The organism is Pseudomonas sp. KH_040 (assembly GCF_057839305.1).
In genome coordinates, this window is record NZ_CM174487.1 from 3,788,614 (window position 1) to 3,802,789 (window position 14,176).

Consider the following 14,176-nt stretch of genomic DNA (forward strand, 5'->3'; position numbering starts at 1 on the left):
CGACCTGCTTTCATGGAATAATCACGCGCCCCCTCATGAGAGGTTCTCATCAATGTCCCGCGCCAATCTCAACGACCTGCAAGCCTTCGTGGTCATCACCCGCGAAGGCAGCTTTACCCGTGCTGCCGCACAACTCGGCGTCTCGCAGTCGGCGCTGAGCCACACCATGCGCGCACTGGAAAGCCGCTTGGGTGTGCGCCTGCTGACGCGCACCACACGCAGCGTCTCGCCGACCGAGGCGGGTCAGCGGTTGTATCAATCGATGGCACCGAGGTTCGATGAGATCGAACTGGAACTGGCCGCCGTCAGCGAGTTTCGCGACACCCCCGCCGGCAATGTGCGGATTCAGGCGTCCGAGCATGCGGCGAACAATATTCTCTGGCCGAAGCTGCTGAAGGTGCTGCCCGACTACCCGGACATCAGGGTCGAAATCACCGTCGATTACGCCCTTTCCGACATCGTCGCGCAGCGGTATGACGCGGGGGTGCGCCTGGGCGAACAGGTAGCCAAGGACATGATTGCCGTACCGATTGGGCCATCGTTGCGCATCGCCGTTGTCGGCTCGCCGCAGTATTTCCAGCATCGGCCTTACCCGATGGAACCGGGAGATCTGGCGGCGCACAACTGCATTAACCTGCGCCTACCGACTCACGGCAGCCTGATGCAATGGGATTTCGAAAAGGATGGCCACGAGCTCAAGGCCCGCGTCGAGGGCCAATGGACATTCAACAGCAGCGTGCCAATTCTGCGTGCGGCCGTGGCGGGATGTGGCTTGGCTTTCCTGCCAGAGGACATGGTGGCGAAGGAACTTGCGGACGGTAGCCTTGTGCGGGTGTTGGAAGATTGGTGTCAACCCTTTGCCGGTTACCATCTCTACTACCCCAATCGTCGCGAACACTCATCAGCGTTTGGCGTTGTAGTTGAAGCGTTACTCTACAGGGACTGAGACATCGACCTTCAAGGCGTCTGGATTTTTTCCGCCCCCTCACAACCGTGAATTAGCAGATGATTTTGATCGACTGCGTCGGGCGCGACCGGCTGCAATGGGAGGTTTACTGCTCATTATGAATGGCAGCTATTGGCCGAGAGCAGCCTTTCGTGAATGGCAGCAATTGGCCGAAAGCTGAACCACCACCAGCTGCTACCACCCAGTCCAAAAAACGGCTGCTTCCCTGATTACGCAGCCTCCTCACGCTTTCGTTCTAAACAACTTATTCATGTAGTACCTCAAACTCCACCGATCCTTCGGCCGCGGCTTATAGTGCGTTTTATTCCTCTGCCCCGGCTCCCCGCCCACCCCACTCGCCGTGTAGTAATAAAGCGCAATCGACCGCCGAGTGATGTGTTCCGGCGTAGTCAACGGCTCCGGATGCCCATGGTTACTATCCTTGTCCGTATTAAAAATCACACACCGGTTATAAACCGGTAGCACTTTCTTCAGACATTTCTTCATCCCCACATCCCAAAGCTCCAGGTTGCCGCCGTACGCCTCCTGCCAGTCCTCGGTCAGGTAAATGATCACGTTCAGCCGTCGCTCGACGTTGAGCTTTTTGTTTAGTCGAAAATCCGAGTGCACGCCGAGGAAGCCGCCGGTTTTGGTTTCGTGCAGGCCGCCGCCGGCGAAATACGGATCGGGGATCAGGCCTTGTATGCCGGTAAGTTTTTCGAGGAATTCCAGCATGGGTGCGGAGTTGAAGGTGTTGAATACGTTCTTCAGGTACGGGCTGCAGGCGTTAGGGCTGATTTGGCGTTTGAGTTGGCCTTTGTAGCCGCGCTCGTAGGTCTGTTCGTTGTTGGTCGGTTCGACCGGGAAGTGTTCGCGAATGCTGGCGATGACGTCTGCTTGCAGGAAGTTGTCGATGACGATGTGCGGGAATGGTGTGGCTTGGGTGTATTCGTGGGTCAGCGATTCGCCGAAAGCGCTGGCGGCGTTTTGGTCGAAGTCGAGTTCCGGGGTCAGGGTGATGGGGAGTGTTTGTGTGTTGGCTTGCATTGCCGCTCCGATGATTTTTGGCTTTCAGGGCTGGGCAAACAGGGGCTGGGGCTTGGCGCGGTGCCTGTGTTTGCTTGCTGAGTACAGTGGCGAGCAGGTTGCCATGTCGGCGATTGGCTGCCGAGTGTCCTTTGCTTAAACGTGGTGCGGCGGTGTTACGGCATGTTTCCGACTGTCACAAACCGGTCATATTTCCTCTGCTAACCTCCTCGGCGCCCTACCCTTCACCCCTGTCCTAGAGCCCCCAACCGAAGGTGCCGCCAAGGTGTTTCCGACTCCCGTTCGCCAGCAAATCATCCTGCGCTCCGACAACCTCCGTTCGGACGACTTCGGTGCACTGTTTTCCAGATTGTTTGGCAATCGTTATGCGGACAATCCGCCGCTGCCGTCGAACATCATTATTGGCGGGGTCTACGGGCGGCACGATGGCGTGAGTTTTCGGCGGATGCGTTATCACGGTGATTTCACCGTCGCTTTCCCTGATCCACAGGATGAGATCACGTTCGTCATTCCCACTGCCGGCAAGATCGTTTTCAACCATGCCACCGAGTCTATCGGGGTGTCGCACGTTGGGCTGGCGATTGATAAGGCGGATATCCGTTCGATGCGTTTCTTTGATGATCACGCGCATCACGGGATGTCGATCAATCGCCATCAGCTCACCGAGCGGCTGTCGGCGCTGTTAGATAAACCGATTCTGCAGAAGATCGTTTTTGAGCCGAGCGTGGATCTTGAGACGGCAGCGTTTCAGGGGATCAAGGCGTTGATTGATCTGGCCACGGGGACGGAGTTTGATCTGTTGATCAACAGCGGGACGTTGATGCCGTCGCGGTTGCGCGAGATGTTGATTGATGCGGTGCTGGAGGCTTGGCCGCATAACTTTTCCGAGGCGTTGCGGCGGCCGACGGCGATGGTTGCGCCGCGCCATGTGAAGTTGGCGGTGGAGTTTATTCAGGCGCATCCGGAGCAGTTGGTGAGTGGTGTGGATCTGGCGCGGTTGAGTCATGTGAGTCAGCGGGCGTTGCAGGAGGGGTTTCGGCGGTTTGTCGGGATGTCGATTGTGGCGTATCAGCGGCAGGTGCGGCTGGAGCGGGCTTATGAGGTGTTGAAGCAGCGGGGTTCGGGGTCGGTGACGGAGGTGGCGTTGCGGTTCGGGTTTAGCAATGTGGGGCGGTTTTGTCGGTATTTTCAGGGGGCTTATGGGGTGAGTCCGGCGGATTTGCGGGGGCGGGATTGAGGGTGTGAGTCTGTTGTGGTGATGGTGGCTGGGAAGGCGCTATCGCTAGCAGGCTAGCTCCCACAGGGGTCTGTGTTGTGATTGAGATTGTTGGCAATCCACAAAACCTGTGGCTGGCTTGCCAGCGATTGCAGTGGGTCAGGCAATGGAGATGTTGGCTGGGCTGGCCAAATCGCTGGCAAGCCAGCTCCCACAGGGGTCAGCGGTGTGATTGAGATTGTTGGCATTCCACAATCTTTGGGAGCTGCTTGTCAGCGATGGCGGTGGGTCAGGCAATGAAGAGGTTGGCTGTGCTGGCCCAATCGCTGGCACGCCAGCTCTCACAAGGATTTTTGGTGTGCCTGAGATTGTTGGCAATCCACAAAACCTGTGGGAGCTGGCTTGCCAGCGATGGCGGTGGGTCAGTCGATGGAGAGGTTGGCTGTGTTGGCCCAATCGCTGGCACGCCAGCTCTCACAAGGATTTTTGGTGTGCCTGAGATTGTTGGCAATCCACAAAACCTGTGGGAGCTGGCTTGCCAGCGATGGCGGTGGGTCAGGCAATGAAGAGGTTGGCTGTGTTGGCCCAATCGCTGGCAAGCCAGCTCCCACAAGGATTTTTGGTGTGCCTGAGATTGTTGGCAATCCACAAAACCTGTGGGAGCTGGCTTGCCAGCGATGGCGGTGGGTCAGTCGATGGAGATGTTGGCTGGGCTGGCCCTATCGCTGGCAAGCCAGCTCCCACAGGGGTTTGTGGTGTGATTTAGATTGATAGCAACCCATAGAACCTGTGGTGTTGGTTGGAGTGGGGTCTTCCTTGACCCCGCTTTTTTTAGAAGGCGTAGCTGGCTTTGAGGCCGCCGTTGAAGCCGTGGCTGTCGCCGCCGCCGTTGGCGCCGACTTCTGCACCCAAGCTCAGGGCGCCGAGGCTGGCCCTGAGGTTGACGCCGCCGCTGAACTGATCGCGATTATCGAAAGCCGCGCGTTGTTCGATGTCGAGGCCCAGCAGGTGGCTTTGGCTCTCGACCTGGTTATCGCCCAGTGTGCGTTCGTAACCCACTTGTACGCCCGGCACCAGTTGCCAAGCGCCCATCGCCACTGGGGCGAAGGCGACGTTGAGGTTGGCGACGGCGCTGCGGCGGGTGGCGCTGTTGTCGTCGACGTCGAGGGCCAGTTCGCTGCCCTTCTCTTTGAAGCCGTTGAGGTCTAGGTGGCTGACTCGGAAGCCTAGGCTCGGCTCGAAGGTCATGCCGTTGACCGGGGCGCGATAACCGAGAGCGACGGTGGCGCCGCTGAGGTTGCCGTGGGTGTCGCCCTTCGCGGTGCCGAGGCCGCCGCCGAGATCGCGTTTGCTGTCGTAGTCGACGTAGCCGACGCTGGCGTTGGCGTCTAGGAACAGGCCTTGTTCGAGGCTGGTGAAACCGTAGCGGGCGCCGACATTGAGGAAGGTGAAGTCGGTGTCGGCTTCGCCACCCGCGCCGCCGACGCTGCCTTTGCTGTAGCCGAAGCCGCCGCGTGCGCTGAGTTGTTCGCTGAAGCGTTGGGTGATGCCGACCATCAGGCCTTGGCTGTGTTCGTTGCTGCTCTCGGCGTGGGACGAGCCGTCGGTGCCGAGGTAGCCGGCGAGCGCGGTGGTCCAGAGGCGGTATTGGCCGATCTTGAGATCAGTGCCGCTGGCGAACGGTGCGGCGGCTTGTTCGATCATCGCGTTTTGGCGCAGCAGGTAGCTGGCGGCGTCGGCGTGCACCTGGCCGCCGACCTGGGATTCAACACCGCCGAGGGTGCCGGCATCGATCGCCGATTGCAGATAGTAGTTGTAGGCGCTGTAGGTGCCGGACAGGCTGGTGTTTTGCAACTCGCGGAGCAATTCGGCGCCGGCAGCGGCGTTGCCGATCAGCCCGGCCTGACCCGGCAGGCTGTTGTATTCGACCAGTTTGCCGCGCAGGACGTAAATGGTTTCTTGCGACAGGCCGAGGCCTTGTTTGAGGTAGTTGTCCATGCTGCCGTATTCGGCGGTGACTTCGTCGAGTCCGGCCTGCAAGTAGCTAGCCTGGACGCCGAGCAGTGGCTCGTAGATCGCGGCCATGCTTGGCGGTAGCGCCTTCAGCGTGGCGGCGACGCGGGCGGCGGTGTAGTCGTTGGTCGCCAGGTAGTTGGCCATGATGGTTGCGTTGTCGACGCCGGCAATGCTCTGCAAAACGGCAGCGGTCCAGCCGGTGCGATCCTTGCCGGCGGTGCAGTGGAACAGTTGCGCGGCATCGACACTGGCCAGTTCATTGAACAGCACGCCGAACTGGCCGCGCATGCCGGCGTCGCTGACAAAGGCGCGGTTGGTCTGCTCCATCATGGCGATGGCGTCGGCGGCGCTGTTGAAGGAAATGTTGGTGATATTCGAGCCAGAGGTGGTGCTGCCGATGATGTCGATGTTCTGGTAGGTCGCGCCACTGATCATTGTGTCCGGGGTGGCGGCGATTTCGCTCGGGGTGCGCAGGTCGTAGATGGCTTTGATGCCAAGGCTGTTGAGGGTCGCCAGATCGCTGGCCGTCGGCGTCAGCGCGTTGGAGCGGTAGAACACGCCGCTGCGCATCGTGCCGTCGTGGGCCGTGGTGTACGCGGTGGTGATGCCGGCGATATCACGGAAGTTGTCGATGCCTTGCAGGCGCGGCGTGTCCAGCGGCACGGACTCGGCAGCATGGGCGGCGGCGATGGACAGGCTCAGTACGGACAGCGAACACAGAAGACGTTGAAACACAGTGCAGCCTCATTGTTTAAGCGTTGGGCTGGTCACTATGGGTAGGCAAGTGATACTGAATATGACAGTTTTGCTTTGAATGGAAATGGCAGCGCGATCGGGCCGTGGGGTGCGCGATTGGTCCGTACCAGGCGCTAATCCAGGGAGCAATTTAGACCTGTCTGCTTGGATGATTGAAGATTTCGGGCGTCACCCAATACCTGTGGGAGCATGGCTTGCCCGCGAAAGCGGTAGGTCTGGCTATGAGGATGTTGGACGTGCCGACGCCATCGCTGGCAAGCCAGCTCCCACAAAGTTTTGCGGTGTATGGAATGCTCGCGCAAGGCGAGCCGGCGGTTGATCTACAGCAATATTTGCCCCACACACCGGCGGTATTCTGAAAGGGCTGGGAAACAGCCGTGCTGTGCGCACGTCACAGGCCTTGAGGCCAAGGTGGCGCCATGAACAAAAAACGCATTGTCTGGGGGAGCATTCTCCTGGGCCTTCCGTGTGTCTTGCTTCCGGTCATTTTGATGGGTTACGTCGCCTGGATGTTGAATCTGGCAGCGGCTCAACAACGTCTGGAAACCCTCGCTTCCATCGCCTCCAGTCGTGCCCATGGCACCTTCAGTGAAGCGGCCGGCGCGCTGAAATCCATCGCCGGCTCGCGGCTCGCGCCGTGCACGCCGGAAAGCATCGACGAGATGCGTCTGCTGACCATCAACACCCTCTCGGTGAAGTCGATCGGCTATGTCGAAGAAGAGATTTACGCCTGCGGGTCATGGGGCCTGGTCGGGCAGCATGCGGCGCCGTGGCGTGAAGACTTCACCACCGCGGATGGCGTGCGTGTGTCGCTCGGTGTGCAGTCGCGCATCGTTGCGGCCAAGCCGATGATGGCGCTGCAGTACGCGGCGTTCAACGTGCTGGTCGATCCCGAGCAGTTTTTGCAGGTGATGCTTGACGAGGATCTGCACCTGGCGGTCGGCACTGCTGCCGGACAATTGGTCAGTGCCTCGCGACCGGGCGCAGAACACTTTCTTGCCCGCGTGCATTCCGGCCCGCATTCGGGCCTTGCCGACGGCTATCTCTACACCCTCGTGCACAGCGGCGACTGGGTCGTCATCGCCGCGCTGTCGCGCCATGAGCTGATGCAAGGCTTGATCCGCCGGGAGTTACTGCTATTGCCCATCGGTGGTTTGCTCGCCGGGGTGCTGGTGTTGCTGATCGTGCGCCGCACCCGGCAACGTCTGTCGCCGCTGGCGGAACTGCAAATGGCGGTGCGCAATCGTGAGTTCGTTGTTCACTATCAACCGATCATCCGCCTCAGCGACGGAGCCTGCGTCGGTGCGGAGGCACTGGTGCGCTGGCAGCATCCGGATGGCTCGCGGGTGTGCCCCGATGCGTTTATTCCGCTGGCCGAGCACAGCGGTTTGATTCTGCCGATCACCGATCAGGTCATCGACAATGTGATGCGTGACCTCGGCCCGTTGCTGGTCAAGGAGCGCAGCTTGCACGTGGCGATCAATCTGGCGGCGAAGGACGTCAGCAGCGGGCGCTTTCTGGCGAAACTGGAGGCCGCGCTGGACCGGGCCAACGTGCAGCAGCATCAAATCTGGCTGGAGGCCACCGAGCGCGGATTCGTCGAGATCGACGCCGCGCGGGCCACGGTCAACCATGCCCGTGAGCTGGGTTATCTGGCGGCTATCGATGATTTCGGCACCGGGTTTTCCAGCCTGCAGCATTTGCAGCAACTGCCGCTGGACGTGCTGAAGATCGACAAGTCGTTTGTCGATAATATCGATCAGGATGCCGCGACCGGCACCGTGACCGGCCACATCATCGAAATGGCCAAGAGCCTGCGCCTGCAGATAGTCGCCGAAGGCATCGAGACCGAAGCCCAGCGCGATTACCTGCGCGATCACGGCGTGCATTTTGGTCAGGGCTGGCTGTTTGGCAAAGCGATGCCGGCGGATGAGTTTTTGCGGTTCTATCAAGACCGGGCAAACGTGCTTGTCGACCATCCAGCGCTAGAAAGCGTGTAACTATCGACGACCTCCGGACAAGCCACCAGTCAGCTGATCAAGAATCTGCACGAGCTCAGGTCGCGTCCATTTTTCCCACGGTACGACCTCCTTGTTATCACCGGTGTGCCAATGCTCTCCAGAATCAAACGCGAGGTAGATGGAAAAAGCCGGCTCGGGCATTTCGGCATCCATGCCGAGGTTCACGATATCGCCGAACAACAGATTCATCACCTCGTCGCATGCGTGAAAGTCGCGTGCACCGCTAAGGAACTGATCGGCCATGGCAATCGCGACTTGATTCAACAGGTCGCGAGGATTCATCTGCACGGCCTGAGAAATAAGGCTCAAGTCGTGAATCGTGTCTTGCTCGAGGATTTGTAGAACGTAAGCAAGATCAGCGCGGCTCAGGGTCGGCAAGGCGTGTCCTCCGGGCGTACAGTGAAGTGTGCGCGCAGCATGCAATGGATCCCCACCGTTGCCAACGTTTGCCTCACCCTTCAGTTGGTCTGGCTGACGACCTTGATGTCCGTAATCCCTACCCGCTCGGCCTGTTCGAGGATCTGCTCGGGTGTTGAGTCTGCAGTGGGCATCATCAGGCCGTTTTCAGCGTCGCCCAAGTGCAGTTCCAGCAGATGCATCGCGGCTTCGTGCTCGGACAACTGCTGTTCCTTGAGTTCAAGCAGAAAAGTCCGCGGCTCGCCGTTGAACAGATATTCGATGTGATAGGTGTACATGATGTCATCCACGTCAGTTGGAAAAGGCACTGATTATCCTGACGCAGTGGTCAGTTTTTAGTTCAAATTGAATCGCCTCTCTGGCCAATCCGGATTTCATGGCAAACTTTTTCCTTGCCGAGGCGTCCCTTTCTTAAACCCCCAACCGGCTGATTTCAGCCAAGGACAGGCGATGACCTTCTTCATTTTTCTTCTGGCCTGCGCAGCAGCGGCAACCACCGGCGTGATGTTCAAACCGGGGCCGTGGTACGAAGGGCTGAACAAACCCGGTTTCACCCCGCCCAACTGGGCGTTCCCCGTGGCCTGGACGATTATCTATCTGCTGCTGGCCTGGGCCGGTTACCGCTTGAGCCTGATTCCCGGTAGCCAGACCGTGCTGGCGCTATGGGCGGCGCAGATTGCGCTGAACACGCTGTGGACACCGGTGTTCTTCGGTGCGCATCAGGTGCTGGCGGCGATGGTGATTCTCACCGTGTTGTGGCTGGTGGTCGCGGCGATGGTGGTGCTGGCGATACAACTGGACCTGATCACTGGTTTGATCCTGTTTCCTTATCTGGCGTGGCTGTGTGTGGCGGCGGCGTTGAATTTTTCCATCCTGATCAAGAACCGCTGATGAGCAATGCCAATTGCGGTACTGCAACACCGTGGCCGCAGGGCGAACGCGAGTTGGATGAGGTACGCGCCTTCAACAGGAAGCTGGCCTGGCTGCCACGTTTCAAGATCCGCAATCGCCTGACGCCGCGTTTGATTCAGGCGCTGTTGCGCGTCAGCCAGATCGGCGGTTCCGGCGTGTTGCGCAAGTTTGGTCTGTCGGCTGAGCGCAAGCTGATTGATAACGTGCCGGTGCGGATCATTCGCCCCAAGGGCCCGGCGAAAGGCGTGGTGTTGGACTTTCACGGTGGCGGCTGGGTGATCGGCAATGCGCAGATGGACGACAACTTCAACGCGGCCATCGTCGACAGCTGCCAGGTGACCGTGGTTTCGGTGGATTATCGACTGGCCGTGTCCACGCCCATCGAAGGCTTGCTGGAGGATTGCCTCAACGCCACTCGTTGGCTGTTACAAGAGGCTGAGTTCGCCGGCCTGCCCGTCGTGGTAGTCGGTGAATCGGCGGGCGGCCATCTGGCGGCGGCGACACTGTTGGCGCTGAAACAATGGCCCGATCTGCTGCAGAGAATCAGCGGCGCACTGCTGTATTACGGCGTCTACGACCTGACCGGCACGCCCAGCGTACGCACCGCCCCCGCAGACACGTTGGTGCTGGACGGCCCGGGCATGGTCGAGGCGCTACGTCTGCTTACGCCCGAGTTGACTGACGAGCAGCGCCGCCAGCCACCGCTGTCTCCGCTGTACGGCGATTTCAGCGGCTTCCCGCCCGCGTTGCTGTTTGCCGGTGAACTCGATCCGCTGCGCGATGACACTCTCGAGATCGCCAAGCGCTGGGCGCAAGCGGCCCCGGTCGAAATGTACATGCTGCCCTCCTCGCCTCACGGGTTTATCCACTTTCCCACAGCCATCGCCGAGGGCGTGCTGGCGTACAGTCGAAAGTGGATTTCGGCGCGCGTTGAGGCTGGCGCGCCGCGAGGTTGAAAACTGGCAGCCCGGCCAGATGCTGAAACTCTGTCCCACACTGTTTCGCGTTACCGGAAGATCAAAAGCAAAAGCCCCACGGCTATCGCAATCCAACCCACAACTCTCGCGGCGCCTGCCCACTGATAATACCGGCGCTTGTCTCTCTGCTCCCTTGTAAGCATCTGAGCGGACATCAGCCGAGACCGCTCTGCCTTAACGGACTTTGAATAGCCGAACATATCTGACACATACAAAATCAGCCCCAGGCCTATCACCAACAGTGCGCAAGCGAAACTCACCACATCGATCCCTCTATCGAAACCCGCCAGATTCAAGCGATGTAAAAGAAGTACAGCGCCAAACCAAGCAACTGCATGATCAGCATGATTGAAAGAACATGATTGCAAGCCCTCCACGCCTTGCTCACCGGTTTGCTCTTGGCCACCCGGTAACGAAGGTAACTGTCGAGTGACAGCGACGCCGTGGGAATGAGCACGAACAGAAACGTCAAAAAGAAATTAAACATTTCCTTTGCCCATCGACTCCCAACAGGAAACCCGGTGTATTCGCTGCATCTTGCATTGCTCAAGGCGTCTGAGCTGTCAGCTTAGCTGACCGGCATGCACCCGGAATCCCGGGCGATACTCGGGAATCCAGCGCCCAATGGGGACAAGCCATTGACGTGCAAACCCTCAAAGCCGCCATTCAATGGCAGAATCCCCAGACCCTGATCATTTCGGAGACCACAATGCTGCGCGTGTTTGAACAACGGCTCGACCCATTTCCTCCCGACGAAGCACCGCCTCCGCCCGTCGGCCTGATGCGGTTCCTGTGGGCCTGCACGCGCGGCGCACGCGGTTATATCCTTGCGCTGGCGCTGCTCAGTGCCGGTGTGTCGATCTACGAAGCCTGGCTGTTTTCCTTTCTCGGGCAAGTCGTCGATTTGCTCTCGACGTGGCAGGCCGGTGGCGGCGTCAACGCGCAAGAAAGTCGCGTGCTCTGGGGCATCGGCATTGTGTTGTTCATCAGCATCGGCCTGGTGGCGTTGCGCACCATGGTCCAGCACCAGATTCTGGCGATCAATCTGCCGTTGCGGCTGCGCTGGGACTTTCATCGGCTGATGCTGCGGCAAAGCCTTTCGTTCTTCTCCGATGAATTTTCCGGGCGGGTCACGACCAAGGTCATGCAGACCGCATTGGCGGTGCGCGAAGTCTTGTTCACCCTGATCGAAATCGCACCGGGCATCGGCGTTTACTTCATTGCGATCATCGCCCTCGCTGGCGGTTTTGCCTTGAAACTGATGCTGCCGTTCATTGCCTGGCTCGCGTTATTCGGGCTGGCCATGGTTTATTTTGTGCCGCGCTTGGGGAAGGTCGGCCAGGAACAGGCCGATGCGCGATCATCGATGACCGGGCGCATTGCCGACGCCTACACCAACATCACCACGGTGAAACTGTTCTCACACTCCAAACGTGAAGCGCACTTTGCACGCGCCGCCATGGAGGATTTCAAGCTCACCGGTTTCCGCCAGATGCGTCTGGTCAGCCAGTTCGAAATCGTCAATCAGGCGCTGGTGGTCGGGCTGATTCTGGGTGCCGGCGGCTACGCGCTGTGGCTCTGGCATCTGGGTCAGGTCGGTACCGGTGCGGTGGCGGCGATCACCGCCATGGCGCTGCGCATCAACGGCATGTCGCACTGGATCATGTGGCAGATGACGTCGCTGTTCGAAAACATTGGCACCGTGCAGGACGGCATGGCCACCCTCACCCGCGGCCCTAAAGTGCAGGACGCGCCGAACGCCAGCGTGCTGGTGCCGGCGGGCGGTGCAGTGACGTTCGACAAGGTCAATTTCAACTACAACGGCGAACGTCAGGTCCTCGACAACTTGAGCCTGAACATCCGGCCCGGCGAAAAAATTGGCTTGGTCGGCCGCTCCGGTGCGGGCAAATCGACGCTGATCAATCTGCTGCTGCGTTTCTATGATGTCGACAGCGGCGAGATTCGCATCGACGGGCAAAACATCGCGCAGGTGACCCAAGACAGTCTGCGCAGCGCGATCGGCATGGTCACTCAGGACACGTCGCTGCTGCACCGCTCGATACGCGACAACATCGCCTACGGCCGCCCGGACGCCACCGACGAAGATATCCGCCGCGCCGCCGCCAACGCACAGGCCGACGGTTTCATCAGCCAACTCAGCGACAAACAAGGTCACAGCGGCTACGACACGCTGGTTGGTGAGCGCGGCATCAAACTCTCCGGCGGTCAGCGTCAACGCATCGCCATCGCCCGGGTGATGCTGAAGAACGCGCCGATCCTGCTGCTCGACGAAGCCACCAGTGCGCTGGACTCGGAAGTCGAAGTCGCCATTCAGGAAAGTCTTGATGAAATGATGCAGGGTAAGACCGTCATCGCTATTGCACATCGGCTGTCGACGATTGCGGCGATGGATCGACTGATTGTCATGGATGAGGGGCGGATTATCGAGCAAGGGACGCACACTGAGTTGCTGAACAGAAACGGCATTTATGCGCGGCTCTGGCAGCATCAGAGTGGTGGGTTTCTGGGGGAGGATCAGGGCGTCGCGGCGGCGATGGATCAGGCTTGAGGTATTCAAAAGGCTCAGGCCGGCCACCGACGCATCTCACGCTGATCAGTTCCGTGGACGCCGATACCGGAAGCCTGGTGTTTGCCCACACCGAAGTCGGGGAGCACAGAGTGCATTACACATCACGTGTCGAGTTGCTGAGCATGCTCAACAGCCTTTTGCGTCAGCGCGTGCCCATTGCTGTCGGTGGCATGCTCCCGGGACCTGCCGACGAAGTAGACATGTTAATCGCAAACGAAGTGCTTGAAGGGCCGTACATAGAACTGTCCTGGTCCGGCCCCGGGCAATGGGCCCTGCGCGAAATCGACGGCACTGCTGGGCAATGGCAATTAGTCGCTGACACTCGAAGTATGGCCAATGTGTCATTCGATCCGCAGTCGCTGAGATCCTTATGCCGGTAGTGGCTTGAATCGGCTCGTCTACATGACTGGCAAGAGGTTTTAGAAACGCAGGCGACACCACGGTTTATACTCTTCATCATCGTAGCCGCGCCCTCTGCCCTCTGCACAGCACATATATCGCGAACTCCAATCAGATGGCGTCATCGCTTTTGATGCGCCAGACACTTATAAATAATAAGCGCAATCACCAAGCCTATAACGATCGCAGCAAAATCGATGATGATCTGAGCCCACTGGAATCGAAGGTGTGTCCAGACACAAGGGCTATTCTCCCCTACCAGTAGCGCCCAGGTGATGCCCTCACTTTGTTGCCATCCACAAGCGCGAATGGTTGGCTCCCAAAAAAACTCACATATCCAAGAGATTGAGAGACAAACTAGCGTCGGAACAATGATCATCTTTGGGTATTTAACGCTGCGCTTGGAACTGTTCATCCAGACTGTCATTAAAACAGATATGACTGCACCTATCAGAGCAAAGATTGCAAAAAAATAGTAGGGAATATTCAGTTCAACAAACTTTGTTAATGCGAGCAAAAACATCAGCAAAACGGGGAGAATAAAAAAATGAACCTTCAGCATCCCCTTGAATGTCATCGAGTAAACATAGGACCATCCGAATAAGACACAACCAATAAATCCAAAAAAGTGGACAGCCTCTCTCCCGCCCACAAACCAGTTTCGTCCCTCGATTCCAAATAGCTGAAAAAAATATTGATCCTTGAACGGCGGATATCCGGTGAGCACCTGCATTAAAACAATTATGCCGAACGCAATTATTGCAACACCCAGCAGCACGATAGATGTTTTGGTTGTAGCTGGAGCTAAATCCATGGAAACCCCTAACAAATTAGCCAACAACAAATGACTTGAAATTTTATTTAACCAACGACTTCTCG

12 protein-coding genes are annotated in these 14,176 nt (G+C 58.5%); 6 read left to right on the plus strand and 6 right to left on the minus strand.

All coding sequences use genetic code 11. The annotated features are described in order from the left end of the window. The first annotated feature begins 52 nt into the window (after positions 1–52). Positions 53–946 carry a LysR family transcriptional regulator gene (locus AC3IUF_RS16855; protein WP_007913030.1) on the plus strand — a complete coding sequence of 298 codons (894 nt, stop codon included), beginning with the start codon at positions 53–55 and terminating at the stop codon, positions 944–946. Positions 947–1,189: 243 nt separating this feature from the next. On the opposite strand, the gene AC3IUF_RS16860 is transcribed toward AC3IUF_RS16855, so the two are convergent. Next, positions 1,190–1,993, minus strand: a complete 804-nt coding sequence (locus AC3IUF_RS16860) for a 2OG-Fe(II) oxygenase (protein ID WP_489278695.1) — start codon at positions 1,991–1,993, stop codon at positions 1,190–1,192. Positions 1,994–2,258: 265 nt separating this feature from the next. Here AC3IUF_RS16860 and AC3IUF_RS16865 point away from each other — a divergent pair, with 265 nt between their 5' ends. Continuing rightward, the gene (locus tag AC3IUF_RS16865; protein WP_489278697.1) at positions 2,259–3,230 is read left to right on the plus strand and encodes an AraC family transcriptional regulator; all 972 of its coding nucleotides are present in this window, start codon (positions 2,259–2,261) and stop codon (positions 3,228–3,230) included. Positions 3,231–4,040: 810 nt separating this feature from the next. Here AC3IUF_RS16865 and AC3IUF_RS16870 read toward each other — a convergent pair. Beyond that, complete coding sequence (locus tag AC3IUF_RS16870; protein WP_489278698.1) at positions 4,041–5,960, minus strand: tyrosine-protein phosphatase; 1,920 nt, start codon at positions 5,958–5,960, stop codon at positions 4,041–4,043. Positions 5,961–6,400: 440 nt separating this feature from the next. On the opposite strand from AC3IUF_RS16870, the gene AC3IUF_RS16875 reads away from it, so the two are divergent. Continuing rightward, positions 6,401–7,981 carry an EAL domain-containing protein gene (locus tag AC3IUF_RS16875; protein WP_489278700.1) on the plus strand — a complete coding sequence of 527 codons (1,581 nt, stop codon included), beginning with the start codon at positions 6,401–6,403 and terminating at the stop codon, positions 7,979–7,981. Here the strand turns inward: AC3IUF_RS16875 and AC3IUF_RS16880 are convergent, their stop codons facing one another. After that, positions 7,982–8,380, minus strand: a complete 399-nt coding sequence (locus AC3IUF_RS16880; RefSeq protein WP_007916218.1) for a hypothetical protein — start codon at positions 8,378–8,380, stop codon at positions 7,982–7,984. It lies immediately after the preceding gene. An 80-nt stretch (positions 8,381–8,460) separates the two neighbouring features. Next, a complete protein-coding gene (locus tag AC3IUF_RS16885) occupies positions 8,461–8,727 on the minus strand; it encodes a DUF6555 family protein (RefSeq protein ID WP_007916215.1) in 267 nt (88 codons plus the stop codon). A gap of 142 nt (positions 8,728–8,869) precedes the next feature. On the opposite strand from AC3IUF_RS16885, the gene tspO reads away from it, so the two are divergent. Both tspO and AC3IUF_RS16895 read left to right on the plus strand, forming a co-directional pair. Beyond that, positions 8,870–9,310, plus strand: a complete 441-nt coding sequence (gene tspO, locus AC3IUF_RS16890) for a tryptophan-rich sensory protein TspO (RefSeq protein ID WP_007916213.1) — start codon at positions 8,870–8,872, stop codon at positions 9,308–9,310. Then, complete coding sequence (locus AC3IUF_RS16895) at positions 9,310–10,287, plus strand: alpha/beta hydrolase (protein ID WP_489278703.1); 978 nt, start codon at positions 9,310–9,312, stop codon at positions 10,285–10,287. The genes tspO and AC3IUF_RS16895 overlap by 1 nt, the downstream gene beginning before the upstream one ends. Before the next feature lie 313 nt (positions 10,288–10,600). Here the strand turns inward: AC3IUF_RS16895 and AC3IUF_RS16900 are convergent, their stop codons facing one another. Continuing rightward, positions 10,601–10,795 carry a hypothetical protein gene (locus AC3IUF_RS16900; protein WP_007916204.1) on the minus strand — a complete coding sequence of 65 codons (195 nt, stop codon included), beginning with the start codon at positions 10,793–10,795 and terminating at the stop codon, positions 10,601–10,603. Between the two features lie 222 nt (positions 10,796–11,017). Here AC3IUF_RS16900 and AC3IUF_RS16905 point away from each other — a divergent pair, with 222 nt between their 5' ends. Continuing rightward, on the plus strand, positions 11,018–12,877 hold the full coding sequence (locus tag AC3IUF_RS16905; RefSeq protein WP_489281670.1) for an ABC transporter ATP-binding protein: 1,860 nt from the start codon (positions 11,018–11,020) through the stop codon (positions 12,875–12,877). Between the two features lie 541 nt (positions 12,878–13,418). Here AC3IUF_RS16905 and AC3IUF_RS16910 read toward each other — a convergent pair. Further along, complete coding sequence (locus AC3IUF_RS16910; protein ID WP_095111952.1) at positions 13,419–14,111, minus strand: hypothetical protein; 693 nt, start codon at positions 14,109–14,111, stop codon at positions 13,419–13,421. Between the last annotated feature and the right edge of the window lie 65 nt (positions 14,112–14,176).

Bases quoted from the DNA above. Each gene is read 5' to 3' on its own strand.
- AC3IUF_RS16860 (WP_489278695.1), bottom strand. From the start codon at position 1,993: ATGCAAGCCAACACACAAACACTCCCCATCACCCTGACCCCGGAACTC.
- AC3IUF_RS16900 (WP_007916204.1), bottom strand. From the start codon at position 10,795: ATGTTTAATTTCTTTTTGACGTTTCTGTTCGTGCTCATTCCCACGGCG.
- AC3IUF_RS16910 (WP_095111952.1), bottom strand. From the start codon at position 14,111: ATGGATTTAGCTCCAGCTACAACCAAAACATCTATCGTGCTGCTGGGT.
- tspO (WP_007916213.1), top strand. From the start codon at position 8,870: ATGACCTTCTTCATTTTTCTTCTGGCCTGCGCAGCAGCGGCAACCACC.
- AC3IUF_RS16875 (WP_489278700.1), top strand. From the start codon at position 6,401: ATGAACAAAAAACGCATTGTCTGGGGGAGCATTCTCCTGGGCCTTCCG.
- AC3IUF_RS16905 (WP_489281670.1), top strand. From the start codon at position 11,018: ATGCTGCGCGTGTTTGAACAACGGCTCGACCCATTTCCTCCCGACGAA.
- AC3IUF_RS16895 (WP_489278703.1), top strand. From the start codon at position 9,310: ATGAGCAATGCCAATTGCGGTACTGCAACACCGTGGCCGCAGGGCGAA.
- AC3IUF_RS16855 (WP_007913030.1), top strand. From the start codon at position 53: ATGTCCCGCGCCAATCTCAACGACCTGCAAGCCTTCGTGGTCATCACC.